At 43.5% G+C, this 24,359-nt stretch carries 19 protein-coding genes, 1 pseudogene and 1 riboswitch; of the genes and pseudogenes, 8 read left to right on the top strand and 12 right to left on the bottom strand.

The window, feature by feature from the left end:
• Nucleotides 1-39: 39 nt before the first annotated feature.
• A complete protein-coding gene (gene xseA / locus XBJ1_RS10955; RefSeq protein WP_012989010.1) occupies nucleotides 40-1,407 on the bottom strand; it encodes an exodeoxyribonuclease VII large subunit in 1,368 nt (455 codons plus the stop codon).
• A gap of 170 nt (nucleotides 1,408-1,577) precedes the next feature.
• Between xseA and guaB the strand changes: the two genes are divergently transcribed.
• On the top strand, nucleotides 1,578-3,044 hold the full coding sequence (guaB, locus tag XBJ1_RS10950) for an IMP dehydrogenase (protein WP_012989009.1): 1,467 nt from the start codon (nucleotides 1,578-1,580) through the stop codon (nucleotides 3,042-3,044).
• Nucleotides 3,045-3,120: 76 nt separating this feature from the next.
• A complete protein-coding gene (guaA, locus tag XBJ1_RS10945) occupies nucleotides 3,121-4,698 on the top strand; it encodes a glutamine-hydrolyzing GMP synthase (protein WP_012989008.1) in 1,578 nt (525 codons plus the stop codon).
• A gap of 664 nt (nucleotides 4,699-5,362) precedes the next feature.
• Here guaA and XBJ1_RS10940 read toward each other — a convergent pair.
• Both XBJ1_RS10940 and XBJ1_RS10935 read right to left on the bottom strand, forming a co-directional pair.
• Entirely contained in the window at nucleotides 5,363-5,905 is a 543-nt protein-coding gene (locus XBJ1_RS10940) for an IS630 family transposase (protein ID WP_155270707.1), read from the bottom strand.
• Nucleotides 5,865-6,188, bottom strand: a pseudogene (locus XBJ1_RS10935) (IS630 transposase-related protein). The gene XBJ1_RS10940 and the pseudogene XBJ1_RS10935 overlap by 41 nt, the downstream one beginning before the upstream one ends.
• Before the next feature lie 154 nt (nucleotides 6,189-6,342).
• On the opposite strand from XBJ1_RS10935, the gene XBJ1_RS10930 reads away from it, so the two are divergent.
• The gene (locus XBJ1_RS10930) at nucleotides 6,343-7,533 is read left to right on the top strand and encodes an ISAs1 family transposase (protein ID WP_012989005.1); all 1,191 of its coding nucleotides are present in this window, start codon (nucleotides 6,343-6,345) and stop codon (nucleotides 7,531-7,533) included.
• A gap of 347 nt (nucleotides 7,534-7,880) precedes the next feature.
• Here the strand turns inward: XBJ1_RS10930 and XBJ1_RS10925 are convergent, their stop codons facing one another.
• Nucleotides 7,881-8,918, bottom strand: a complete 1,038-nt coding sequence (locus XBJ1_RS10925) for an IS630 family transposase (protein WP_041573280.1) — start codon at nucleotides 8,916-8,918, stop codon at nucleotides 7,881-7,883.
• A 180-nt stretch (nucleotides 8,919-9,098) separates the two neighbouring features.
• Here XBJ1_RS10925 and XBJ1_RS10920 point away from each other — a divergent pair, with 180 nt between their 5' ends.
• The 3 genes from XBJ1_RS10920 (at nucleotide 9,099) to XBJ1_RS10910 (ending at nucleotide 12,063) form a co-directional block, all read left to right on the top strand.
• Nucleotides 9,099-10,607, top strand: coding sequence for a hypothetical protein (locus XBJ1_RS10920; protein ID WP_012989004.1), 1,509 nt, complete (start codon nucleotides 9,099-9,101; stop codon nucleotides 10,605-10,607).
• 89 nt (nucleotides 10,608-10,696) lie between these two features.
• Nucleotides 10,697-11,644 (top strand): Ig-like domain-containing protein, encoded by a 948-nt coding sequence (locus XBJ1_RS10915; protein ID WP_012989003.1) that lies wholly within the window; start codon nucleotides 10,697-10,699, stop codon nucleotides 11,642-11,644.
• Nucleotides 11,645-11,664: 20 nt separating this feature from the next.
• Nucleotides 11,665-12,063 (top strand): hypothetical protein, encoded by a 399-nt coding sequence (locus tag XBJ1_RS10910; protein ID WP_012989002.1) that lies wholly within the window; start codon nucleotides 11,665-11,667, stop codon nucleotides 12,061-12,063.
• 92 nt (nucleotides 12,064-12,155) lie between these two features.
• Here the strand turns inward: XBJ1_RS10910 and XBJ1_RS10905 are convergent, their stop codons facing one another.
• Nucleotides 12,156-16,679, bottom strand: coding sequence for an autotransporter outer membrane beta-barrel domain-containing protein (locus XBJ1_RS10905; protein WP_012989001.1), 4,524 nt, complete (start codon nucleotides 16,677-16,679; stop codon nucleotides 12,156-12,158).
• Between the two features lie 568 nt (nucleotides 16,680-17,247).
• Nucleotides 17,248-17,942, bottom strand: a protein-coding gene (locus XBJ1_RS20810; RefSeq protein WP_143827664.1) for an IS1 family transposase whose coding sequence is annotated in 2 segments (ribosomal slippage) — nucleotides 17,248-17,693 and nucleotides 17,693-17,942 — 696 coding nt in all. Because the reading frame shifts where the segments join, the coding sequence is not laid out codon by codon here.
• Between the two features lie 154 nt (nucleotides 17,943-18,096).
• Here XBJ1_RS20810 and XBJ1_RS10890 point away from each other — a divergent pair.
• Nucleotides 18,097-18,474 (top strand): hypothetical protein, encoded by a 378-nt coding sequence (locus XBJ1_RS10890; RefSeq protein WP_012988998.1) that lies wholly within the window; start codon nucleotides 18,097-18,099, stop codon nucleotides 18,472-18,474.
• Nucleotides 18,475-18,497: 23 nt separating this feature from the next.
• Here the strand turns inward: XBJ1_RS10890 and XBJ1_RS10885 are convergent, their stop codons facing one another.
• Complete coding sequence (locus tag XBJ1_RS10885; RefSeq protein WP_038198920.1) at nucleotides 18,498-19,052, bottom strand: GNAT family N-acetyltransferase; 555 nt, start codon at nucleotides 19,050-19,052, stop codon at nucleotides 18,498-18,500.
• A gap of 146 nt (nucleotides 19,053-19,198) precedes the next feature.
• Here XBJ1_RS10885 and rlmA point away from each other — a divergent pair, with 146 nt between their 5' ends.
• The gene (gene rlmA / locus XBJ1_RS10880) at nucleotides 19,199-20,014 is read left to right on the top strand and encodes a 23S rRNA (guanine(745)-N(1))-methyltransferase (RefSeq protein WP_012988996.1); all 816 of its coding nucleotides are present in this window, start codon (nucleotides 19,199-19,201) and stop codon (nucleotides 20,012-20,014) included.
• Nucleotides 20,015-20,069: 55 nt separating this feature from the next.
• On the opposite strand, the gene mntP is transcribed toward rlmA, so the two are convergent.
• From mntP to manX, 5 genes are all read right to left on the bottom strand, one after another.
• Nucleotides 20,070-20,654: a manganese efflux pump MntP gene (gene mntP, locus XBJ1_RS10875; protein ID WP_012988995.1), complete on the bottom strand. Its 585-nt coding sequence runs from the start codon at nucleotides 20,652-20,654 to the stop codon at nucleotides 20,070-20,072.
• Nucleotides 20,655-20,660: 6 nt separating this feature from the next.
• Nucleotides 20,661-20,862: riboswitch (yybP-ykoY riboswitch) on the bottom strand.
• A 159-nt stretch (nucleotides 20,863-21,021) separates the two neighbouring features.
• Entirely contained in the window at nucleotides 21,022-21,480 is a 459-nt protein-coding gene (locus tag XBJ1_RS10870) for a DUF986 family protein (protein WP_012988994.1), read from the bottom strand.
• A gap of 117 nt (nucleotides 21,481-21,597) precedes the next feature.
• Nucleotides 21,598-22,446 (bottom strand): PTS mannose transporter subunit IID, encoded by an 849-nt coding sequence (locus tag XBJ1_RS10865; RefSeq protein ID WP_012988993.1) that lies wholly within the window; start codon nucleotides 22,444-22,446, stop codon nucleotides 21,598-21,600.
• A gap of 13 nt (nucleotides 22,447-22,459) precedes the next feature.
• Nucleotides 22,460-23,260 (bottom strand): PTS mannose/fructose/sorbose transporter subunit IIC, encoded by an 801-nt coding sequence (locus XBJ1_RS10860; protein WP_012988992.1) that lies wholly within the window; start codon nucleotides 23,258-23,260, stop codon nucleotides 22,460-22,462.
• 91 nt (nucleotides 23,261-23,351) lie between these two features.
• Nucleotides 23,352-24,323, bottom strand: coding sequence for a PTS mannose transporter subunit IIAB (gene manX / locus XBJ1_RS10855; protein WP_038198914.1), 972 nt, complete (start codon nucleotides 24,321-24,323; stop codon nucleotides 23,352-23,354).
• Between the last annotated feature and the right edge of the window lie 36 nt (nucleotides 24,324-24,359).

Here is a 24,359-nt window from a genome sequence, read left to right as displayed (position 1 = left end):
ATAGCGGTAGGAAATCACCGCTATTTCTATTTTTTGTATCTATTGTAATTTTTCTCTCTTGGTCGGTCTTTTTACTTGAATCACCTGACTTTTAACCCAGCCATCCTGTAATCGAGTGTTTAGGGTATCCCCAACTTTCACTTGCTTAGTTTCCTTCAGTAAAGTGCCATCCGCAGTTTCACTGATACTATAACCGCGTTGCAGCGTCGCCAGTGGGCTGACTGCATTGAGCTGGGAGCAGGAAACCGCAAATTTCTCCCGATAATGTCCTAATTGGCGTTCAATCGCTTGCTTCAACCGAAAATCATATTGTTGGATCTGTTGGCTATAATGCCGAATTTGCTGCTCAGGATTTGTCTGTAAGAGTCGTAGATTTAGCTTCTCATGTGAAAGAAAATGTTGCTTCAAACAGCGCAGGAGGCTATCGACCAGTTTTTGACGTAATTCCACTAATTTATTCTGCTGACGAGCCAGCCGCAAATCAGGGCGCTGTTGCTGGAGCTGATGCTGCAACGTATTAAAAATACGCAGTTTTTGGGCAAAAAAGTAATCCATCGCCATTTCGAGTCGTTGTTGCAGAGATTGAACCTGCCTCAACAGCTCAATTTGATTGCGACTGACTAGCTCAGCGGCCGCAGAAGGCGTAGGTGCGCGTAGATCGGCTATAAAATCTGCAATTGTGACATCGGTCTCATGCCCAATTGCGCTAACGATAGGAATACGGCTCTGGAAGATTGCCCGCGCTACCTGCTCATCATTGAAACACCACAAATCTTCCAGCGAACCTCCGCCACGGCCGACAATTAAAACATCACACTCCTGCCGATCATTTGCCAGTTCAATCGCCCGAATAATCTGTAACGGCGCTTCAGCTCCCTGAACCGCAGTGGGATAAATGATAATTGGCAGTGATGGATCTCGGCGTTTCAGGATATGGAGAATATCATGCAGCGCCGCGCCACTGGCGGAGGTAATGACACCGAGGCGTTTTGCTGGTGAGGGCAGTGGCTTTTTATGGATCGAATCAAATAACCCTTCTGAGGTGAGTTTCTGTTTCAGTATCTCAAATTGTTGCTGTAGCAGTCCATCTCCAGCAGGTTGGATACTTTCCACAATCAGTTGATAGTCACCCCGTGGCTCATATAGCGTAATCTGTGCACGCACCAACACCTGCTGACCATTTTGTGGACGAAATGTTGCCCGCAGATTGCTGCTACGAAACATGGCAGCACGAATTTGTGCTCGTTCATCTTTTAACGTGAAGTACCAATGCCCTGATGAAGGCTGGGAAAAATTAGAAATTTCAGCACTTAGCCAAATTCTACCCATTTCCAGCTCCAATAGCTGACGGACAGTCTGATTCAGGCGACTAACAGAAAAAATTCCGGTGTTGGTTGGTAGTGACATGTGAGCCAGATCAAATTTCAAAGCAAGAGGTTAATTAACTGATACTAATCATCCCAGAATACGAATCAAGAAATTTTTTTAAAAAATGCTGGAGGCAATCGATTACGGCCTGTATAATGCCGCGGCAATATTTTATGCCTTATTGCCCATAGCTTGGTGAGATATTGCCCATGTTGCGAATTAAAAAAGAAGCATTAACTTTTGATGACGTTTTGTTGGTTCCTGCCCATTCTACAGTCCTGCCTAATACAGCAGATCTGTCCACTCAATTAACTTCCACTATTCGTCTGAACGTTCCTATGCTCTCAGCGGCCATGGATACAGTGACGGAATCTGCTCTGGCAATTGCACTGGCCCAGGAAGGGGGTATCGGCTTTATTCACAAGAATATGCCCATTGAGCGTCAGGCAGAAGAAGTCCGCCGCGTGAAAAAACACGAAAGTGGTGTGGTGACTAACCCTGTTACTGTAACGCCACAAACTACACTGCGTGAAGTACATGAACTGACTAAACGTAATGGTTTCGCAGGTTATCCTGTCGTGACAGAAGAGAACGAACTGGTAGGTATCATTACTGGCCGTGATGTACGTTTCGTTACTGATCTGGATCAGCCAGTGACTGCGGTAATGACGCCGAAAGAGCGTCTAGTCATTGTAAAAGAAGGTGAAGCGCGCGAAGTTGTGTTGCAGAAAATGCACGAAAAGCGTGTTGAGAAAGCACTGGTCGTTGATGATAGTTTCCACTTGCTTGGCATGATCACTGTGAAAGATTTCCAGAAAGCAGAACGTAAGCCAAACGCCTGTAAAGATGAAGAGGGTCGTCTGCGGGTTGGTGCTGCGGTCGGTGCAGGTGCTGGCAATGAAGAACGTGTTGATGCGCTGGTAGCTGCGGGCGTGGATATCCTGCTTATCGACTCATCCCACGGTCATTCTGAAGGTGTTTTGCAGCGTATTCGCGAAACTCGTGCTAAATATCCTGATTTGCAAATCATTGGTGGTAACGTAGCGACTGGCGAAGGTGCTAAGGCACTGTTTGAAGCCGGCGTTAACGCAGTGAAAGTCGGTATTGGCCCTGGTTCTATATGTACTACCCGTATCGTTACTGGTGTCGGTGTCCCTCAAATCACGGCGATTGCTGATGCAGTGGAAGCCCTGGAAGGTACTGGTATTCCTGTGATTGCTGACGGTGGAATCCGCTTCTCTGGTGATATCGCTAAAGCGATTGCGGCGGGCGCATCATGCGTCATGGTGGGGTCAATGCTGGCCGGTACAGAAGAATCCCCTGGGGAAATTGAACTCTATCAGGGCCGTTCTTTCAAATCCTACCGTGGTATGGGATCACTGGGCGCGATGTCCAAAGGCTCCTCTGACCGTTACTTCCAGACCGATAACGCGGCAGACAAACTGGTGCCAGAAGGCATCGAAGGCCGTGTGGCTTACAAAGGCCTGTTGAAAAGCATCGTTCACCAGCAAATGGGTGGCTTACGTTCCTGCATGGGGTTAACAGGCTGTGCCACTATTGACGAACTGAGAACTAAAGCAGAATTCGTTCGTATCAGTGGTGCAGGCATTCAGGAAAGTCATGTACATGACGTGACCATCACCAAAGAATCACCAAACTATCGTTTAGGTTTGTAATTTATTTAGGGTGGCCCACTATCGGGCCACTGACTTCTTTATTTTTCTTGCCACTTGTTTTTGGAATTCACCTCAAATGACAACTAATATCCACCAGCATCGCATCCTGATCCTTGATTTTGGTTCGCAATATACCCAGCTAATTGCCCGCCGTATTCGTGAAATTGGTGTTTATTGTGAACTTTGGACATGGAATGTCACGGAAGAGCAAATCCGTGAATTTAACCCGAGTGGTATCATCCTTTCGGGTGGGCCGGAAAGTACAACAGAGAATAATAGCCCGTGTGCACCGGAATATGTCTTTCATGCAGGTGTGCCGGTACTGGGAATTTGCTATGGTATGCAAACTATGTCCATGCAACTGGGCGGCAAAGTGGGCAATTCTACTGAGCGCGAATTTGGTTATGCTCAAGTTGAAATCAAAGATGACTGTGAATTATTCCGTGGCATTCAGGATGTTCAGAGTGAATCCGGTAAACCTTTGTTGGATGTTTGGATGAGCCATGGTGATAAAGTCACTGCTATTCCAGAAGGTTTCATCACCGTTGCCAGCACGGATACCTGCCCGTTTGCCATTATGGCCAATGATGAAAAACGTTTTTATGGCGTACAATTCCACCCAGAGGTGACTCATACTCATCAGGGTTTGAATATTTTACAACGCTTTGTACTGGATATCTGTCAATGTGAAGTATTGTGGACGCCAGCTTCCATTATCGACGATATTGTAGAACGCCTGCGTACGCAGATTGGTGATGATCACGTTATTCTGGCACTGTCTGGTGGTGTGGATTCTTCCGTAACCGCATTGCTGCTGAACCGCGCGATTGGTAAACGTCTGACCTGTGTTTTTGTAGACAACGGTCTGTTGCGTCTGAATGAAGCCGATCAGGTTATGGCAATGTTTGAGGGTAAATTCGACCTGAACCTCGTTCATGTTAAGGCAGAAGAGCGCTTCCTGTCTGCGTTGGCGGGTATTGATGAGCCAGAAGCCAAGCGTAAAACCATCGGCCATGTCTTTATTGATGTATTTGATGAAGAAGCATCAAAACAAACTCAGGTTAAATGGCTGGCACAGGGTACAATTTATCCAGATGTTATCGAATCTGCTGCTTCTGCGACAGGCAATGCCCACGTTATCAAATCTCACCACAATGTGGGTGGTCTGCCGGACGATATGAAACTGGGATTAGTTGAACCGCTGAAAGAGCTGTTTAAAGACGAAGTTCGCCGTATTGGTTTGGAACTGGGTCTGCCATATGACATGCTGTACCGCCATCCATTCCCAGGCCCAGGTCTTGGTGTGCGTGTATTAGGTGAAGTGAAGAAAGAGTATTGTGATCTGCTGCGCCGTGCAGATGCTATCTTTATTGAAGAACTGCATAAAGCGGATCTGTACAATAAAGTCAGTCAGGCGTTCACTGTATTCCTGCCAGTGCGCTCTGTCGGCGTAATGGGTGATGGCCGTAAATACGATTGGGTCGTTTCCCTGCGTGCAGTAGAAACCATTGACTTTATGACTGCTCACTGGGCACACCTGCCATATGATTTCTTAGGTCGTGTGTCGAACAGGATCATTAATGAGATCAATGGTATATCGCGGGTAGTCTATGATATCAGCGGTAAGCCACCTGCGACGATCGAGTGGGAATGATCTAGAGTCTTCCCAAGCCTCCCCAAATCATCATAATTTTCTAATTAAGACCCTGATTTCAGGGTCTTTTTATCCCTGTATCTCACCAAATCACACCACCTCAGTATTCAATTTTTGACGGTATCGCAATATACGTTATATTAATTGACTCAAAAGACCGTCACAGTTTTACTCTAAATTGACGGTATCAGATCAATAAAAGGATACCAACATGCGCTGAGTTAACATATTAAGTGCAATCGGCGGGATATTAAAAGGAGTGAGTCAACTGTGATACATTTCATGGCTCTCACACCTGAAATCATGGCCTGATATGCATAAACAAACCAGACAGTACCGACAGTTGACTCCCGAGCAAAGATATCAGCTTCAAGCCCTGTATAACAGGGGCTTTCCACAACATCAAACGCTGAATCGCTTGGTGTTCATTCCAGCACGGTTTCACGTGAACTGAAACGGAATGCAAACAATAAACAATATTGTGCTAAGTCTGCTGAAATATTGAAAAATAATCGAAAAAAGACCGCTTTTAAGTTTAGAAAATACCACCCCCGGCATGAAAACATCTTGTCTGAGGGATTATCAATGGGTTGGTCGCCAGAGAATATTGACTACGAATGCGTCTGGAGTGTCCGGAGATATAGCAGAATCAACATAACCTGACCTATTCAATATGCTCCGTAAACAACTCATCAACTGAACATCTTTTTTGCCTCCTTATCGCTTTTGCTCCGCCCCATTTGTGTTCTATAGGGTTTAAATCCGGACTATAAGCGGGAAGCCATTCCAGTTGACATCTGCTGTCTGCTATCGCTTGTGTCGTGTCATTCCGTTTATGGAAAGGCGCATTATCCATCACTATCACTGCTCCGTGTGGAAGCTTTGGCAGCAAATCTTGCGTCATCCACGCATAAGAAACATCGGCATTAATATTCCCGGTAAATAAGCTTAAGGTGACGAAGGTATTTTCGAGAATGGCGCCAATGACGTTGAGACGGCCTTTTGCGTGCCAGTCATGCGTACCAAAACAGCGTAACCCTTTTTCCGAATACCCCTGTTTACGTGGCATCGATTGAGCAAAACCACTTTCATCCAAATAAACAAGGGGTCTGCCAGTCTGTTCATCATCGCTGATGTGCTCGATAAATGCCTGACGAGCTTGAGGATCAGCGCGAGGGTGTTGGAGCGTTTTTTTTCGGGGTGATATTCAGCCGTTTCAAGGCGTAATGAATAGCCGATTATGAGACACCTAAACGTTTTGCTCTTTCCCATTGAGAGTCATCAGAAAAATTTTGGACATCTGCAATGAGTACCTTATCAGGGATTTTCGTGGCGGGTTTATCGCGGGTCATGCAAGGTTCTATTTTATTGCACCACCGGAACAAGGTACGCATGGAGATCTCAAAATGGGCACTCGTTTGTTCGAAAGTCAACGAATGCTTGTCTTTGTATGCCAGTACTCGCTTTCGAAAATCTAAGCTGTAGCCCATCTCATTTTATGCCTTGTTATCTTAGAGTTAGATATTATGTCATATTAATATGATTTAGCTATAGCCCTTAGCCACAGTACTAGGGCAATCGCATCTAAAATTCATTGACAATGGTTTAATTTCATGTCGTTATGCAGCTTTTAAATCCATCCTTATGTCCTCTGTCAGCCCTTTGTTACAGCATTTTGCCTCACTTGAAGATCCCCGAGTTCAACGAACTCAGTTGCATAGTTTGGAAAATATCCTGACTATCGCCATCTGCGCTGTGATTTGTGGCGCTGAAGGTTGGGTCGAAATTGAAGAGTTTGGCGAATCTAAACAGGATTTCTTTACCCAACTGCTTGATCTCACTAATGGCATCCCCTCTCACGATACCTTTGGTCGTGTCTTTGCTGCACTTGATACGCAGGCTTTTGCCGACTGTTTCACCTCCTGGATATCTACGCTGGCACAAGGAGTTGATCAGGATATCATCGCTATTGATGGCAAAACCATGCGCCGGTCACTCGATAAAGCCAACGGCAAGGCGGCAATCCATCTGGTCAGCGCCTTTGCCTGTACCAATCGCTTAGTTCTGGGACAAGTGAAAGTGGAGAGTAAATCCAATGAAATCACCGCTATTCCTGAGTTACTTCGACGATTGGTTTTGTCTGGAAGTCTGGTGACTATCGATGCCATGGGATGCCAGAAAGCGATTGCTCATCAATTACATGAAGCGGGCGCGGATTACGTACTGAGCCTGAAAGAAAATCATCCCGGCCTGTATAATGATGTCAGCCATTATTTCGATTATGTCTCATCCCAACCGGAGCACCTGAGCGAATATGAAGACGTGGATGCCGGACATGGCCGCATTGAGCGACGCACAGTACAAATGACCCATGTTGATTGGTTGCCGGAAAAGGCGTGCTGGTGTGGTTTACACAGCATAATACGGGTGATCCGCGAACGCTATGTAGGAAATGAAGTGAGCCGGGAGAGCTGTTATTTTATCAGCACTTTACGTCCGACAGAGGCTCAACGGGCAGCGACAGCGATCCGCAGTTACTGGCAAATAGAAACGCAACTCCATTGGTGTCTGGACATTGCATTTAATGAAGATCAACAGCGGATGCAGGAGGGCAATGCGGCGGCTAATATGGCATTACTCAATAAAATCGCGTTGAATTTACTTCGGTTGTCCCCTACCAAAGCAGGAATTAAAGCCCGCCGTAAACGGGCGGATTGGGAGGACAAATATCTGCTTACGGTATTGGGTAAAGCCCAGCAAATTTATATGCGATTGCCCTGGGTCGCACCCGTTTCAGGATGCAACCGCGTTGCGCACCCGTTATGCAAAAAATAAGGATGCTGATGCTGACAGTCTGATGGCTGTGATTGTGGCTCAAGCCATGAATCACGGCAACCGGACTTTGGCCTGAACCAGTGATATTCCCTAAGAAAGAAGATCACCACTCAATCACCAGACATACATTTCACGGTAAGCATAAAGGTTGTCCGGTACGGAAGGTGGAAAAATAATCTGCTTTACTGATGATTCATTGATGAATATGCGAGTAATAAAATTAATCCACTATTAATTTTAGCATTTAATTTTTTTTTATTATAAGTATTGCAATTATTGATTCTATCTGAGATTCTGGCTAAGAATAATATAAAATAACATTCAATAAATATTGATTCTATACGCAATTAACTTGAAGATGCGGGTTTTAAAATCTGGAAGTTATCAGTCAACCGAGTGGTGAGTTCTTTCGCTTTTTCTGGCAATGTGACATGAAAAAAGTGGCGCAGCGTTTCACGGAATGTTTTGGTATCCGGAAAATAGACATTGTTTCGTACCTGCTCATTCACATACTTCCATAATCGCTCAATCGGGTTGAGATTAGGGCTGTAAGGCGGCAGGTAGTGCAACTCAATATTCAAAACCTCGGCAAAAAATTGGACGACTCCGGAACGGTGATAACCCGCACCATCCAGAATAATGTGGATTTTTTGCGAAAGTGGATAGGTTTCCCGGATTGAGCCGAAAAAAAGGACGACATTTTTCGCGTTAATCGTCGGATATTCACGAACAATAGTCTCTTCAATCCGTTGTAAATTAAGGGCACCCATGATGTTGAGTCGAGTACGACTGCCTGTGGTTTCAACCACTTTGACGTGCTTCCGCCCGCTCTTCATCCAGCCATAACTTAATTTTGTGGACAGGGTCGGGTGAACCGCATCAATAAATAAAATAGGCGCATTCTGGCCACATTCTTCTTTCAGCGCGTTGTAGGTTTCAATAAACTGTTGCTGTTTATCCGCATCAAATTTATGCGGAGCACCCATTGGCTTCTTGTAGCTGAAACCTTGACGGTGAAGCCATTTCGTCATTCCTGCGACAGTGAAAGTCACCTGCCATCGTGCCCGAACATAGGCCACAATTTGTGCGGTAGTGTGCATCAAATTTGCCATCAGATACTCAACTAATTCTGTTGTTTGTTCGGCAGACAAACGGCTTTCAGAGCCCCCATTTTCAGGGGCGAGTTTTTCCTCAGAGAAGTAATCTTTCAGATGGCGGCTCACCGTACTTTCATGGATCCGCAAAGCCTGAGCAATCATCTGGGCAGTCCAGCCTTCTGAGGCCAAAAGCACGGCCTTGATGCGGTCACGTACTCGTCCATCGCGAGTCGTATCATGCATCAATTCGAGGGCGTCTTTTTGGGCATCTGTTAGATTAATTTTCATGGGCGCAATCATGATCTGATACAAATGAAAAATCAAGCATCTTCAATGACGACGGGTATATTTCAATGTTTATTCTTAATAAATATAAGCAATTAAACATAACGCTTTATTATATCTTTTGAAACCATAAAGTCAATTATAAGTTATTAATAAACCTTAATCTTTGAAAGGAGTAATATAATGGCTGGAAAGATAGATATACTTCCTGCAACCCTCTCTAATATTATCAAAGGCCAACCCTTTAGGGTGACTGTAACCGTGAGTGGTGAGACAAATATTAGTGCAAATACAGAAATTGATATTGTTAGTTCACAAGGGGTACATTTAATAAAGAAATTCCCAGGCACCGTTGTTAAAACTAATTTTATCCAACAAATGATATTTCTTGCAGACGACACTGACGCTGATTACAAAATCTCGTTTACCGCGAAGTCAGCAAGCAGTCCAAAAGGATCGGTAGACTATAAACCTGTAGAAAACCCAGAACTGATCCCCGATAGCTGCGTGCTAAGAGGTTCATCATCTTATCTGTATGACCCGAGTCCCGTTGGCTTATCAGGCACTCCTCCTACATCAAGCAATCCATTCATTCTGGCGTCGATCAATCCGATGGGAGTGAGCGGAGGTTCAATTTCAAAATATGATATTCAGATTCGTGCCACAGGTCCTGTGCGGATATTTACTGTAGACGATGTTGAAATTTTGCCTTATGAAGTTGATGATCAAAAACAGTATTATGACTATTTAGTCCAGAAATCAACAAAATCGGCTGTTAACCTTAAAATATACGCCACTACCGGTATTGCTCAATTCATCGGGTTTGAAACAATATTCAGTCGGAGGGTATACAATCAAAAACAAGTTATGTTTATTACGTCTTCTCCAATTGCTGTTTCCGACGACTTCGATCCACCCATCATTGAGGAAACATATCAGTCCTCCACTTTAACAAGGCCAGATCAACCCGATTATTTCCATTTCATGATCCCGCAGAATAATCATTTACATCCCGGTGATTTCATCATCGGATTTGTGACGGATGATGATAAACACATTTATAAAAAAAACCTGATCTTCGGGGAGGTAGCGGTTGCCGAAGATGGATATTTTAGATTTAAAGTGGCTTATAGCGATATGTATAACGGAACCAATTTTATCAGCTATGCTGCTCTTGATCAGGGAGGCAACTTAGTTGGGTCCGAACCGAATTACATCAGTTATGATAGTGGCGGCAATAACAACCCAAGTCCTAATGACCAAAGCCGGACTTTAGATGCACCAGAGGTACATGACCAGTTCGGCTTATTTATTGGTATATATCAGTCAATCAATATCCACAGTATCGGTAACAAAGGAATTGAGGTCTGGCTGCCAGTAGCCGCTACCGCTAATGACCTGAATAAAATAGCCGAGGGTGATTCTATTACGATTAAAGCCTATATTTCATACTGCGTCGATACAGAAACACCCGCCCGTCCTCTACCAATTGTGGTCACTGAAAATCACATTGTACAACAGAAAGAAATTGATAGTGGTTATTATAAGCACACCATCGCGGCCGATAAACTTCTCGGTTATGACACAATACAGGGGGATTTTGAAGGTTCGATTTCAATAGACTATAGCCGTCTTGCCCAGAATCAGAAATCGCAACTTTTCACCCGAGGATTCGACACGGTTGCACCTTAATAACCCAAATATTTAACATGCTGATAGCCACTGTTATTAGCATGTCCCCCTTATCAATAAAATGGTTTGTTTTGTGAAGAGGTCATTGTATGCCTATAAAGAAAAACAGCCTTGTTGCGCCTTTTTTACCACAAAGTTACGATGGAGCCATTGACTTATCAAAATTGGATCAATCCATACTGGTGATAAAAATAAATCACTATGAGGCCGTCCATATTGGTGATGTTATCATTGTTCATCTGAATCAATATCTATCGTCAATTCTCTATTATATTACAAATGCAAATAAAGATTATCCCGCTTATGAAATAACCATACCTTTTTCTACGATTCCTCTTGGTAGCTACAATATTTTCTATACCGTCACCGACTGTGCCGGAAACACATCGGATTCGGTAACCAGCAGCGTCACAATTATAAAGTCAGATCCTTCACCATTTCCGGTAATTGCCTCCCTGAAAACGGAAGTTTTGACGAATGGGATGCCGGCCAATGATTACACACCGAATGTTGTACTCATCACGGCCTTAGATGAAAAAAAGAAGTCGGTATCCGGTGTGCCAATACACATTGTCTCCAACGATAATATGAGTATTGCGCCGTCTTCCTGTATCACAGATCAGGATGGAAAAGTTGTTTTCTGTTCAACTTCACGTGCTGATGGTTTTTTCTCAATCCAAGTATCATCAGGCTCTACACTCAATACGACTGAGTTGTATTTCTCACCTACAAATGAAGCAATATTAGAAATAACAGGAAAAGAACAAATTAGCGAAGAATATGAAATAATTACAATTCAGGTTCACGATAAACAGACACTTAAACAAATTAAAAATGCGACCGTCTATTATAAAATAGACTTGGCTCATAATATCAATGCCGTACTGGACATTGGCTATAACCCCGATACGATACAATCCATGTCTACAGATGAATACGGACAATTCAAAATAAACCTAAAAGGTAAAATAGGCGGGTATTGTATTATATCAGCTACGGCCAATAATTATATCGGCAGCATAAAATACACCAAATAAAAATTAGGGAGATATTAATCATGGCAACGAAAACCCTTTCATTTGTTGCAATAAAAAGCGGGTGGTATGTCTCATATTACTTTATGACCGAAGCGGGTTATGATTATACAATAACACTAACCGATAAAAGCACCGGAACTATTTACGGTACATGGACAAAAAATGAGGATGGCGATGCTTCAATCTATAAATACTCCAGCTCATTTGAATATACAGGATCGGATGGAGAGCTTATTTGCGTTGTTGATTGTCCAGAAAGTCAGAAACTTGATAATTCCTTTAGCGCAAATCTGATAACGCCAAGTGCGGGATCTCCAACACTGGGATATACCTATTGTGCGGCCTTTGAGGATTTTGGTGGCTCAATTGATTATAATGACTTTTTTGTCTGTCTGGTGGGATGGACCCATGAAGGATAAATACCTGTCTTACCATCAGTGAAACCCGCTGAAATTTCCATCGTGGGGAATTATCCCCACGGTTTTTGTTAGTGACAGTGGCACTGATTTAATCACCATGCTCTCTTGATGCCAATTTTGGCCTTCATATCGTAGCTATCAGCAAAATTATTCAGGCTAGAATTGGCTGAAATTTCACCATGGATGAGATATTTGCCATTCCCCCAACTGTAAGAGCCGCCTGTCCCCATGCCTCCCCAAGTGCGGTCGTTACCACTGATAAAGCCAACATTGGCAACGTCAGTCAAGTCACTGCGCCCCAAAACTTCCTGATTTATATTGATAAAGCCATATAAATGGGTGGATTTTTCCTCTTTACTCAGAGAGTCGTGCCACTTTTGACGGTAATCTATTGTCGTGCCAACACGGAGTTTCATACTTTTACTTTGGTTAAAGTGGATTCTGGCACCAAACGGATCATGGAATCCGTTCATATTAACAGAAGAGAACATAAGCTGTGCTTGTGGAGTCAGTGACCATCTCGGACTCAAATCAAACGCTTGTCCTGCTTCCAGACTCAAGGCATATCCCAGGGCGGACTTATTATTGCCCAAAGGCTGGCTGGCCGTCTTTGAATTCAGGTCATTATTAAAGTAGGTCACCTGAGCCAACCCATCCAAATAGAACTGATTCTTGCTGTACCACGTACTGGTCGCCCCGACCGTGTAACCCTTTGCCCGAATGTCACCTTCACCATGCACAGAGCCGACTTTGGCATCAATATTCGAATATTGTAGGAAAACGCCGCCATCCAAGGAGCCTTGGTTATTTTCATAAAAACGTTTGTCCATACCTATCTGAGCACGGAACAGGTTATAGGTAGTCGCATCAGCACCCGATGTTGTCACACGTGGCGACAATTTACCGTGAGAAGCGGTCAGCCGTCCCCATACCCCATTGGGCGTCGGGTTTGTACTCTCGTCTGTACTGTCTTTACCCTCGGCGCTTCTGAACTCATCTATGTCAGGCAACGGATATTGACGTCCTCCAATCCGGTCACGCAAAGATTCCGGCGCATTCAGTGTCTGCAAAATCCGGCCATAAGTTTCGTAAACGCTAACCCCTGCCTGATAATGTTGTGCCGGTTCTGGATTGGGTTTTGCACGGGTTAACGACGATCGCAAATACCAGTTTCCATCCGAATTATCAGTGCCATTCTTATAGAGACGGTAGGCATAGGCACCCGCGACAATGGCGGGGTCTCCCTGATAATGATAGTCAGCCACTAAATTGAAAGTTCCGTCCGATGAACCTTGCACATCAATCACCTTGATACCTTCCTGCGTTTTTGCGCCCGTTCCGCCGACATTTTTGATCGCGAGCTGCGTTGTACCTGATGTACTGCCATTCACCACAAGTTTGTCAGTCTTTGAGTTATCAGCCGCCAATGCCGTTGATAAACTCACCGTACCGTTATTGCCACTGTAATCACCCGCCACTGTCAACATACGTCCTACAGTTTGATTATCTCCGCCAACCAGCACTCTGCCATTGTTACTTAACGCGGAAATTGTTGTATTAAATCCCCCCATATCAAGCGTACCATTCTGTCCGATTGTATAGGAAGAAACCGTGCTGAAAGCCGCCTTTGCGCCTTGACGAAGGGTTCCTTTTTGTATTTCTGTCGTGCCTGTATAGTTATTCCCGCCCGTCAGAAGAGTTGTACCGCCCCCGTTCTGAACCAGATTTCCCTTGCCCGTGATATGACCGCCAAATGTCACTGTATTTGAACGGTTAAAGGCAAGCGTACCTTTATCTCCTGTGACAACATCCCCAGAGATACTCCCCGTAGTGCCGCCGTCACCGAGCTGAAGAATACCCTGTGTCACTTTCGTGCCGCCTGTGTAATCGTTCTTCCCTTTTAAAACCAGAGTACCGTAATCAGTGGTTTCAAGTGTCGCTGAACCCGTCAGGTTTGACTCAATCGTGGCTGTACTGCCCGCCGCTGACTGATTGCCGGTGCCGACACGGATTTTGGCACTGCCTGTATTGTCATTTTTTAAAAGCAGCGGGGCGCCGGTGAGGGTATAACCCTCGGTGCCAAATTGCATACCATTGACGGTGACTTGGCCACCGCCATTATCAACCTGCACCTTTCCTGCGGTACCGGAGAAGATGGCAAACTGATCGGCATTGCTCCAACTGGCATTTGGCCACCCTGTTTTTGACGTCCAGTTATTCCTTCCACCGACCTGCCAGACGCCGCTTCCCCCGTCAACAACACCATTGCTATGTTTGCCGGCATCTCCGCCATCCCAATAGTTCAGAAGCATGCCGCCCGTATTGGTGAGGTAAACTTTCTTGTCTCTGCTCGTATCGAGAGAGAGAGTTCCGGGTTCTCCGCCAGTGAGCGTCATTCGATTGTTTGTTAAGGTGCCGCCATAATGGAAGATATCGTATTCACCCGCTGAGAAACCACCAAGGTTGGTGACGTTAAGCGTGCCTGCCAATGTCAGGTTGCCACGCACATTAAATAACGCAGACGTAGAAGTCTCCGCCGCTCCCAGTGAAATACCGACATTTGCACCGTGGCCAAGAATAAGATCATGACCAAATGTTAAGGTATCACCCTGCTTGCCGACAAGGTGGCCCCCGTTTTCAATCGTTGCAGTGCCGCCTATTGTGCCGGAACCATTAACCGTGCTTCCATTTTTCACATTAAAGGTCGAAGCAGCTGTACCCAGTTTCCCGTCAACGATAAGGGTTCCTTCCTCAACACCCGTTGACCCTGTAAAGTCAGAGGAATTCGAGCTGAGTGTTGTGGTGCCAGCACCAATCTTCCCGAGATGACCATTGCCGGAAATCACACCGTCAAAACGGTTTGTTCCATTCAAATTGAGTGCCAGAGTACCTTCAGACCCGATGGCAACTAAGCGAGTGTCCGGCCCATTATTTCGGGTGTTAAACTGTAACGTGCCAGATTTGATATTAGTTTTTCCAACATACGTATTCTGACCACTCAGAATAGTCATTCCTTTACCAACATGCTCCACACCCCCAGTACCAGAGATATTATTGGAAAAGGTAATATTGTTATTATGATCAAAAGCCAGCACCCCAGACTGTCCGATTGCCACTCTGGAAGTTTTATCAATACTTCCTGTCGTTCCGTTATCACCGAGTTGCAACGTCCCCGAGTCGATTTTTGTCTCGCCGGTATAGGTATTTTCTCCCGTCAAAAGGGTTGTGCCACTCCCCACTTGATGAACTGAGCCTGTTCCGCTTATGATATGGCTATAAGTTGTTTTATCGCTGTGGTTGAAATTAAGGCGGCCTTCATTATTTATGTCACTGAAGATGCTTCCGGTTGTGTGTCCGTCACCCAGAGTTAACGCATTTTCTGATAATATTCTAACCGCTCCGGCATTCATGTTGTGAGTAAAGGAAAGATTAAGATTTTTGGTCATAGCATCTTTTGACCCTATGGTGACAACCGAATCTTTCGTCCCAGAAACATTGCCTTTAAGGATTGCATTCGGGCCAGACATATAAAGGCTGGCGCTTCCAAGCTCAACATCGCCGTCAATCGTGCCCGCATTATCAATGCCGTTGATTAAGGTTCCCTTATTATTTATAGAAAATTTATCCCCTTGTATCACTCCACCATCTAAATTCGTTATAGTATCAACAGTTCCTTTATCGTCGATAGAAATGCCATTGTGCTTTCCACGTATGAACGAAGCGTTGGTGATTTGTTTAATGTTGGATGATTTTTTTTGGGAATCAGACGTGTCTTGCCCGGTGACCTGAATGGCATCCTGCCCAGTCATGATACCTTTACTCCCGGCCTGATTATTGACGTTTTCGAGATAGCCTCCTCCTGTAATTACAATGCCATGATTGGGTCCAGTCACTGATCCATAGTTATTAAAAGTGCCGACATGACCACCACTATCAACAATGAGCGTTCCGCCCGTAGAGCCGGCAAAATTCACCTGAGATGTCAACGTCCCATGATTATCAAGCGTATTAAGTTTTGCCATTCTGACAGATATTCCATCAATCGATCCCCCCTCCCGGTTAAAAATGGTATCAATACTTCCTTGACTGCCATTCTTTTGGTTCAACGCCTGACTGAGCATGACTGAATAGAGTGCGGTATCAATATTTTCGGCTTTGATTACGCCATAATTATCTAACGTATTCATATGGCCAGAAACCCACACACCTCCTGAAGCGCCACTTATGACACCATGATTAAGCAGCTTTCCAACAGAACCACTATAAGTTACTGTAATTCCACTGTCTCCTTTCAAAATCCCGTGATTTTCAATGTGATCGATAGACGTCACAGGAGCCACATCATTGTTACCACCAACATTGACCGCACTTTTTTTCAGGCCGTATCTATCCGAGTTATCTGTCTGCCCTTGAGGAATATCAATGGATGCACTTTGATTAATAGTCAGATTTTCGCCATTTGATAAATTACAGGGTTCTGCCTCATTATCAGAAATAATCGTCGTTGTATTTGAAGAACCGCATGATGAAGCGGCTATTGCATTAACACTTACTCCAGGAAAAAACAAAGCTAATTTAATCGCGATAGGCATTAAAGCTTGCTTGCATATCTTCATAAGTAACACCTTTAGATAGCCTCAAGGTTAATGACATTCCAGTTGTCTTGATTGCAATAACTTAACCAGAAAAAGTAGACAAATCAGCTTTATTATTGTTAACAAGTCATAAAAAGTCTAATAACACATTTTTCCACGAATGAGGACAGAGTTGACCAATTCATCAGAACCCCAGCAACGGCAGACGACGGTGTAGACAGGTACTGGCAATATTGATAGCAAAATGAAAATGGTCGTCAGCTCCCGCTAACATTGCGTGGCAGCACCTGTTCTTTACCGGTCGGTACAACTTCAAAAAAGCGAGATAGTGGTAAGGCCCCATTATGACCTGATATACTAAGTTGAAGGAGATGTATTGACGGTTTTACGTGTACTGGTTCTGTCGCATTAATAAACCTGAGATTTGTTTAAGAAGGGAACTAAAGGGCAATGTCGCGTTAACGGTGACAAGTTAGCAAAAGTGGTGTTGCCGGTTATTTAGGCAGCCAGTAAATAGAATTGTTCGAGAGCATAAAAATCTATGGTTCCCCTCTTTTTTGGGTCGTGTATTCAACCTGTTAATTGGCCATCAATAATAGAACTCACGCTCGATGAATGTACCAATGATCTTGTCATGCATTTCAACTGACTTAGAATAACCCAGCGTCTTGCGATTGAGTCGCTTTAGCCTGTTACGCAGGTTCAGATTTTCTCGTTCAATACGTTGAGTATAAAGTTTACCGGTGACATGTTTCTCATCAGCCAATATGTCATATGCCCCGAAATTATCGGTGCACCAGAATGCCACATCAAAAGTGGATAACTTTTCCAGCAACGTCCTGAGTGTCTGTTTGCTACGAGCGCCAAAAGCGTGAGCGACAATACGTTTCAAGCGAGGCTCCCACGCGTACCACAGCCAGCGTTGCCGTTTTTTGTTACTGATGAATGACCCCATTTCATCGACTTCACAGATAAGCTGAAGCTCAGGGGTATCCAGCGGCAGCGTGGTTACACATCGCGGCGCGAGTTTTTTAAAGTGCGTACAACAGCGTTAATGCTGACATGAAGTGCCCGTGCCGTATCACGAATACCGGCGTTATTCATGGCAAGCTTGACGATTTGCTCTTTCATACCCGAATGGCAAGCCCGGTAAGTGTATTCGAGCTGGAAGGTTCTACGACAGGACTGGCAATAATATCGTTGATGCCCACCTTCTCCTTTACCGTGTTTTTTAACAGACGTGGTTTGGTCACAAAACCGACACTTCACTTCAACTAATGCCATCACTATCCCTCACGTATTTACTCTCATTATACGTGAGGGATAGTGATGAATACGTGACTTTATCAATTTAGTGGTGTAATTTTGGTAAGATGTTGAAGTTAGGTTTCAATGACTTAATATACTGTTTTTATAATGAAAACTACTGAGGTGACAAATGTTGAATACCTTTCCAAATCGAGGGAATATGCGATTTTTGGCAAATTTTATTTCACCATTAGCTGCTCGTATTGTATTAGGTAGGATGCTGTCAGAAGGGATCAACGCTGAATTGATTGATGAAAATGTAGTATGGAACAACTATATGTATTCACAGGCGTTAGGTGGCGTTAAATTACTGGTTCATAATTCAGATATTGAACGGGCAAAAAACATTATTATTCAAATTGAACAAGGTTGTTACCAATTGGATGATTCTAATGAGAATTCATTAGTGTCAAAAAATAACGTAACTAACAATATATTAAATACTTTTTTCTCCATCGCATTATTTTTGATTACAGGTATTGCGATACCGTTTAAGCCATCATTGTAGTACATATTTATGGATAATTTATGTCAAGGAAAAGGGGGCTTATTACACCACTCATCTTTGGTTATTTCCCACAGTTCAGAATCATATGTACCTGACACATATTGCTTTTTACTGGTGCTGATCAAGCGCATTCCCTGTGCTAATGAAATTTTTCTCGAATTTTCATTAATACTGGCTTTGAGTGTTCTGAGAACGGTTCGATCCAACTCATTAAACCAGTAATCAGTGACCCTTTTGCTGGCTTCTCGCATCAATCCTCGGCCGTGATATTCTGGAGAAAGCCAGAAACCTCGATTGTTGTCCGGTTTGTCATATAACCCGATCACACCAATTAGCTCATCAGGATTACTTTTCATTCTGATTGACCATATCCATGCTTTTTCAGTTTGTATTTCAGGCATAGCAATGTGATTGACAAAGTATCCTGCACCATTATCCGGATATGGCCAAGGAACTGCATTGCTGTCTAAATACTTCACGACCTCCCAATGAGGGAATTTTTGCTGAATTTGAGGGGCATCATCATAAGCTAATTTTCTTAATAGCAGTCGTTCGGTTTCCAAGTTGTCAAATCGCATAATCATTATTTTTGTAATCACAATGTTTGTTAAATGTAATAAAGACAATAAATTTAGAACTCGGAATAGTCAATCCAGTATCACCCGTAATCCGATAAAAAATATGTTATAGTAAGCCTCTAAATTTCCCTATTCATCGGAATGTTATGTCTTATCAATGCCCTCTATGTCATTCACCATTACTGTTCACTCATCATCAATGGCGCTGTGAAAACAATCATCAGTTTGATTGCGCGAAAGAGGGTTACGTTAATTTGCTGCCAGTTCAACATAAACGCTCAAAAGAACCGGGTGACAGTGTTGAAATGATGCAGGCGAGAAGGGCGTTTTTACATTCTGGCTACTATCGGGCATTACAACAGAAAACTATTCAGTTGCTTGACAAATATTTGCCAGAGGGCGCCGGAACGTTATTGGATATTGGTTGTGGTGAAGGCTATTATACGGCTGCGGTACAGGCACAGTTGAATCTCCATCGGGATATGACGGTATATGGCCTGGATGTAGCGAAAATAGCGGTTCGTTATGGGGCTAAATGTTATCCAAAAGTCAATTTCTGCGTAGCATCCAGCCATCGTCTGCCATTTGCTGATGGCTCGCTTGACGGAATTCTGCGGATTTATGCTCCTTGCAAAGCGACTGAATTAGCTCGTGTTGTAAAACCGCATGGCATTGTTTTGACGGTTACACCCGGCCCTCGTCATTTATATCAGCTGAAGGAATTGATTTATCAGGAAGTGAATTTACACCCTGAAAACAAGGAACAATGGGAGGGATTTGAATTAATTTCGACAGAAATGCTGGCCTATGCAATGCCATTGGGTGGTGAGCAAGCCCATAATTTATTGCAGATGACCCCTTTTGCCTGGCGGGCATCAGAACAGGTTAAAACTAATTTGATGACTGAAAAACTATTTAATTGTGAAGCTGATTTTACGCTAAAAGTTTATCGGCGTATTTGATAATGATAGTTTGATTCGGAATAGATATAGGAAGATATCTATTCCGGAAAGATAATTATGCTGCATACATAAATAATTTAAGATGCTCAAATAATATATTGAATCCAATGATAATTAATATCAGACCACCAATCAATTCTGCCCGTTTGCCTAATAATGGACCAATATAGCGCCCAATTAACATTCCTAATGTAGCCATAATCATGGTTATTATTCCAATTGTCATGGCGGTATGAAAAATATCGACCTGTAAGAAGGCGAGACCGACGCCAATTACCATTGCATCGAGACTAGTTGCTATTGCAGTGATAATTAATGTCATTGAACTATGGCGGCGAGGAGTAGATTCAACAGTAGTTTGTGCATCAATTTTCAAGCTTTCAATAATCATCCGACAGCCAAGCATGAACAGCAGTGAAAATGCAATCCAGTGATCCCATTCCATAATATATTGGCTGGCATAAAGTCCCAGAAACCAACCGATTAAAGGCGTGCAGGCTTCAACCAAACCAAAGATAATACCTGTGCGGATCGCTTCACGGAAACGTGGGCGGTGAAGAACAGCACCTTTTCCTACTGCGGCAGCGAAAGCGTCCATAGATAGTGCGAATGCGAGAATGAGTGTTGCGTAGAGATTCATCAACATAGCCTCGGCTGGGTGATTCCATATACACATAACCCACACCCAACCAATGGTGGTGTCATGTGTCTATGGTCTTGCCAACCGATTCAGAGCTTATTTTTGTTAGACTCTTCAGGCACTCGTACCACGTTTTGTTGAAAACGAGTATGTTGATACGAATTTTCCAAAAATGTTTTGGAACAGGCTACTCCCCAATGACTGAAAGTGACAATACCAGATTTAAAATAAAAGGCAAAAAATATTTAGTTATATATTAAAAGTTGTTATTGATAATGCTTATCATTATTCATCATGATTGAGAAATGAAGCTAATATTAATTATTCGCCTCATTTAAAATATGGGTATCGATGAGGAATAATAATATTATTTATTATTGATAAGGAATTGATAGATTTTTTCTAAATCATCTAGTTTACTTACAGTAATATAGATATTATTTTTTTCAAAGCTTATCATTAAAATACCGTCTTCAGATAGATTCATTGCGTTTATTTTTTCATATTGAAGGAAACGGTTGGCGTAATAAAATCCTTTATTTTTGAAAATAAGTTTAGGTGAGCGAATATAACCTAAATATATTGTAAACAAGATGATAAACAACAGTAAATAGGTGGTTAATTGATTGCCTTGTACGATAACATTATTATAAATGACGATGGAAATCAGAACGATAAATATTAAGGCGTCGATCCGATGTTTTCTTTTTAATTTTATATTTAATAGCGTTTTTCCTTTGAGCTGATTAATAATAAATTCATCATAAATCGCAAAAGCGAACATTAATAAAATCAATATTATCAATATGATATCATTGAAGTTCATTTCAAATCCTTAATTTTTATATAGCTAATGGTTTTTTTAGAATATGTTTGTTCTTGCAATAAAGAAATGGGGGAGGATAACCTCCCCAAATACGAAAATAACGTAGAGAAATCAAACTTAGCCAAGGAAACCAAAACGAAAGCCCACGATTCCCAGAATGAAAAAGCCCATGATGATCCACAGTGGATTGACTTTTTTCCGCAGCAGCCACATACAGCCGAAAGTCAGCAATAGCGGCATCAAACCAGGCATTAATTGGTCAAGGATAGTTTGAACTGTGGTGACTTTTATTACGCCAGTGGTAGGATCGGGTACTTCAGAAACTACCAGCGGAATATTGACTTTAGTCCATTTATTGACTAGCGCGCCCATGACAAACAGGCCAAGAATTGACGCTCCTTCTGTCATTTTTTGCAAGAAGCCGCCGCCCATATCTTTAACGATATCCAAGCCTTTTTTATAGCCGTAAGCCACACCAAGGTAACGGGTGAGCAATCGTACTAAGTTATACAGGAAGAAAAATAGAATTGGCCCCATCATGCTACCACTCATAGCAATTCCGGCACCAAGGGCGGCGAAAACTGGACGCACGGTTCCCCAGAAAATCGGGTCGCCCACGCCAGCCAGTGGCCCCATCAAGCCGACTTTGATCCCGTTGATGGCACCGTCATCAATATTGGCACCATTGGCACGCTGTTCTTCCATTGCCATGGTGACACCAAGGATAGGTGCTGCCACATAAGGATGGGTGTTGAAGAATTCCAGGTGGCGTTTTATGGCTTGTTTTCGTTCCTCAGTATTTTCAGGATAGAGGCGACGAATGGCTGGCACCATTGAGAAGCAAAAACCCAATGCCTGCATACGTTCAAAGTTCCATGAACCCTGAAATAGATTAGAACGGAGAAAAACACCCCGGATATCACTTTGTGTCAGCTTTTTCTGACCTATGTTTGTTGTATCTGACATGTTGTTCATCCTCTTAATCTAATTCGTTATCAAGGTCATTTGAAGTATTGCCGGCAGAAGCGGCTGCTTGTGATTGGTTATATTTAGGGCTAAGTTGGATATACAGGATAGCCATAACAACGCCAATGACACCTAATGCAACAAGGTTGAAATCAGTAAAGGCCGCTGTGACGAAACCAAGGTAGAAAAAGGGCATCAAGTAGCCAGCGCGCATCATATTAATCACCATGGCGTAACCGACAACGACGATCATGCCCCCTGCGATATTCAGGCCACTGGTGACAACCTGTGGAATCGCGTTCAGCATGCTCTGAACTTCAGACGTGCCGACTGATAATGCCACGACTAATGCAGGCAGGGCGATACGCATTGCTTGAAGCGCTAAAGCAAAAATGTGAAGGGCGCTGATTGCACGGAGGTTACCGTTTTCTGCGGCTTTGTCCGCCGCGTGCTGGAAGCCAACGGTCAGGGTACGGACGATAATGGTCAATACTTGTCCTGCCGCCGCCAGAGGAATAGCCAGTGCAATACCTGCACCAACATCTTGCCCACCAGCGATAACCAGAATGGTTGAAATGATGGAAGCTAATGCTGCATCGGGGGCGATTGCTGCACCGATATTCATCCAGCCAAGGGCAATCATCTCGAGTGTACCGCCGATGATGATGCCGGTTTTCATATCACCCAGCACTAAGCCGACTAATGTACAGGCAACCAGCGGACGGTGGAATTGAAATTCATCAAGAATGGAATCCATGCCTGCAATACAGGCAACGATGAATATCAACAAAAGTTGAACAACGGTAATTTCCATTGTTTTTCTCCTGTAACCAAATGGAATTTGGTTAGAATTTCGTTATTGAGTAATGGTTAGTAAAATAGCATCTGTCTTTTTTTAAGCTTTTTTAAGCTTTTTTAAGCAGATCAATCATATTCAAGCGGGTATCACTGGAAACTTTACGAGCTTCAAGTTCTATACCGCGGGAATTTAATTTCTCGAAAGCTTCAATGTCAGCGCTATCAACCGAAATGGCGTTATTGATCTGAGTTTTGCCCTGACGGAAAGCCATACCACCGATATTGATGGATTCAAGCGAAACACCGCCTTCGACAATACGCAGTACATCTGTAGGATTTGTGAACAAGAGCATGACACGCTCACCCGCATATTTAGGGTTGTTGTAAACACGAACACATTTAGCAACGTCTATCACATGAGCGCTGACGCCAGGAGGAGCAACTTGTTTCAGCAAAGTAGAGCGGATGGTATCTTGTGCCACATCATCGCTGACCACAATGATGCGTTTAACATTGGTTTCTTTTGTCCAGCGAGTTGCAACTTGACCGTGAATAAGGCGGTCGTCTATGCGCGCAAGGGCAATTTTCATGTGCCCGCCACCTGAAACGGTAGGTGATGAAGCGGGAGCAATGGTTGGTGCTGCGGGTTTGACTGGTTCTGGTTTTTGGGTTTCTTCAGCTTGTTCTGTTTTAAGGGCCCGGATACCTTCTCTTCCTGTTTCCAGTGCCACAGAAACCAGTTCTTCCATTGATGGATTATCGTCACGGCACATGAAGGCTTCAACCAGCATGGGGACGTTTACGCCAGTGATGATTTCGTAGTTGTTTTTATCAACCACGATACGGTTAGCGGCATTGAATGGGCTACCACCCCAGGTATCCACGAAAAATAAGACACCTTGCTCTGTATTAAGTGATTCCAGTTTCTGGTTGTATTTGTCGAACAATGTATCGGCATTTTCACCGGGTACGAAGTCAATATAAGAAACGTTTTCCTGTTCTCCAATCAACATCTCTGCGGTATGAAGCAGTTGCTCTGCCGCAGCCCCATGTGTGCCAATCATAATGGCTATACTCACTTGTTTTTCCCCTTTCTGTAACAATTGAACTCAGGT

Origin of the sequence: Xenorhabdus bovienii SS-2004 (genome assembly GCF_000027225.1) — a bacterium.
Lineage (GTDB): Bacteria > Pseudomonadota > Gammaproteobacteria > Enterobacterales > Enterobacteriaceae > Xenorhabdus > Xenorhabdus bovienii_C.
This window is presented reverse-complemented; position numbering and strand designations above follow the sequence as displayed.

Coding starts and splice junctions, on each gene's coding strand:
- xseA (WP_012989010.1), bottom strand. CDS start 1,407: ATGTCACTACCAACCAACACCGGAATTTTTTCTGTTAGTCGCCTGAAT.
- guaB (WP_012989009.1), top strand. CDS start 1,578: ATGTTGCGAATTAAAAAAGAAGCATTAACTTTTGATGACGTTTTGTTG.
- guaA (WP_012989008.1), top strand. CDS start 3,121: ATGACAACTAATATCCACCAGCATCGCATCCTGATCCTTGATTTTGGT.
- XBJ1_RS10930 (WP_012989005.1), top strand. CDS start 6,343: ATGTCCTCTGTCAGCCCTTTGTTACAGCATTTTGCCTCACTTGAAGAT.
- XBJ1_RS10925 (WP_041573280.1), bottom strand. CDS start 8,918: ATGAAAATTAATCTAACAGATGCCCAAAAAGACGCCCTCGAATTGATG.
- XBJ1_RS10920 (WP_012989004.1), top strand. CDS start 9,099: ATGGCTGGAAAGATAGATATACTTCCTGCAACCCTCTCTAATATTATC.
- XBJ1_RS10915 (WP_012989003.1), top strand. CDS start 10,697: ATGCCTATAAAGAAAAACAGCCTTGTTGCGCCTTTTTTACCACAAAGT.
- XBJ1_RS10910 (WP_012989002.1), top strand. CDS start 11,665: ATGGCAACGAAAACCCTTTCATTTGTTGCAATAAAAAGCGGGTGGTAT.
- XBJ1_RS10905 (WP_012989001.1), bottom strand. CDS start 16,679: ATGAAGATATGCAAGCAAGCTTTAATGCCTATCGCGATTAAATTAGCT.
- XBJ1_RS10890 (WP_012988998.1), top strand. CDS start 18,097: ATGTTGAATACCTTTCCAAATCGAGGGAATATGCGATTTTTGGCAAAT.
- XBJ1_RS10885 (WP_038198920.1), bottom strand. CDS start 19,052: ATGCGATTTGACAACTTGGAAACCGAACGACTGCTATTAAGAAAATTA.
- rlmA (WP_012988996.1), top strand. CDS start 19,199: ATGTCTTATCAATGCCCTCTATGTCATTCACCATTACTGTTCACTCAT.
- mntP (WP_012988995.1), bottom strand. CDS start 20,654: ATGAATCTCTACGCAACACTCATTCTCGCATTCGCACTATCTATGGAC.
- XBJ1_RS10870 (WP_012988994.1), bottom strand. CDS start 21,480: ATGAACTTCAATGATATCATATTGATAATATTGATTTTATTAATGTTC.
- XBJ1_RS10865 (WP_012988993.1), bottom strand. CDS start 22,446: ATGTCAGATACAACAAACATAGGTCAGAAAAAGCTGACACAAAGTGAT.
- XBJ1_RS10860 (WP_012988992.1), bottom strand. CDS start 23,260: ATGGAAATTACCGTTGTTCAACTTTTGTTGATATTCATCGTTGCCTGT.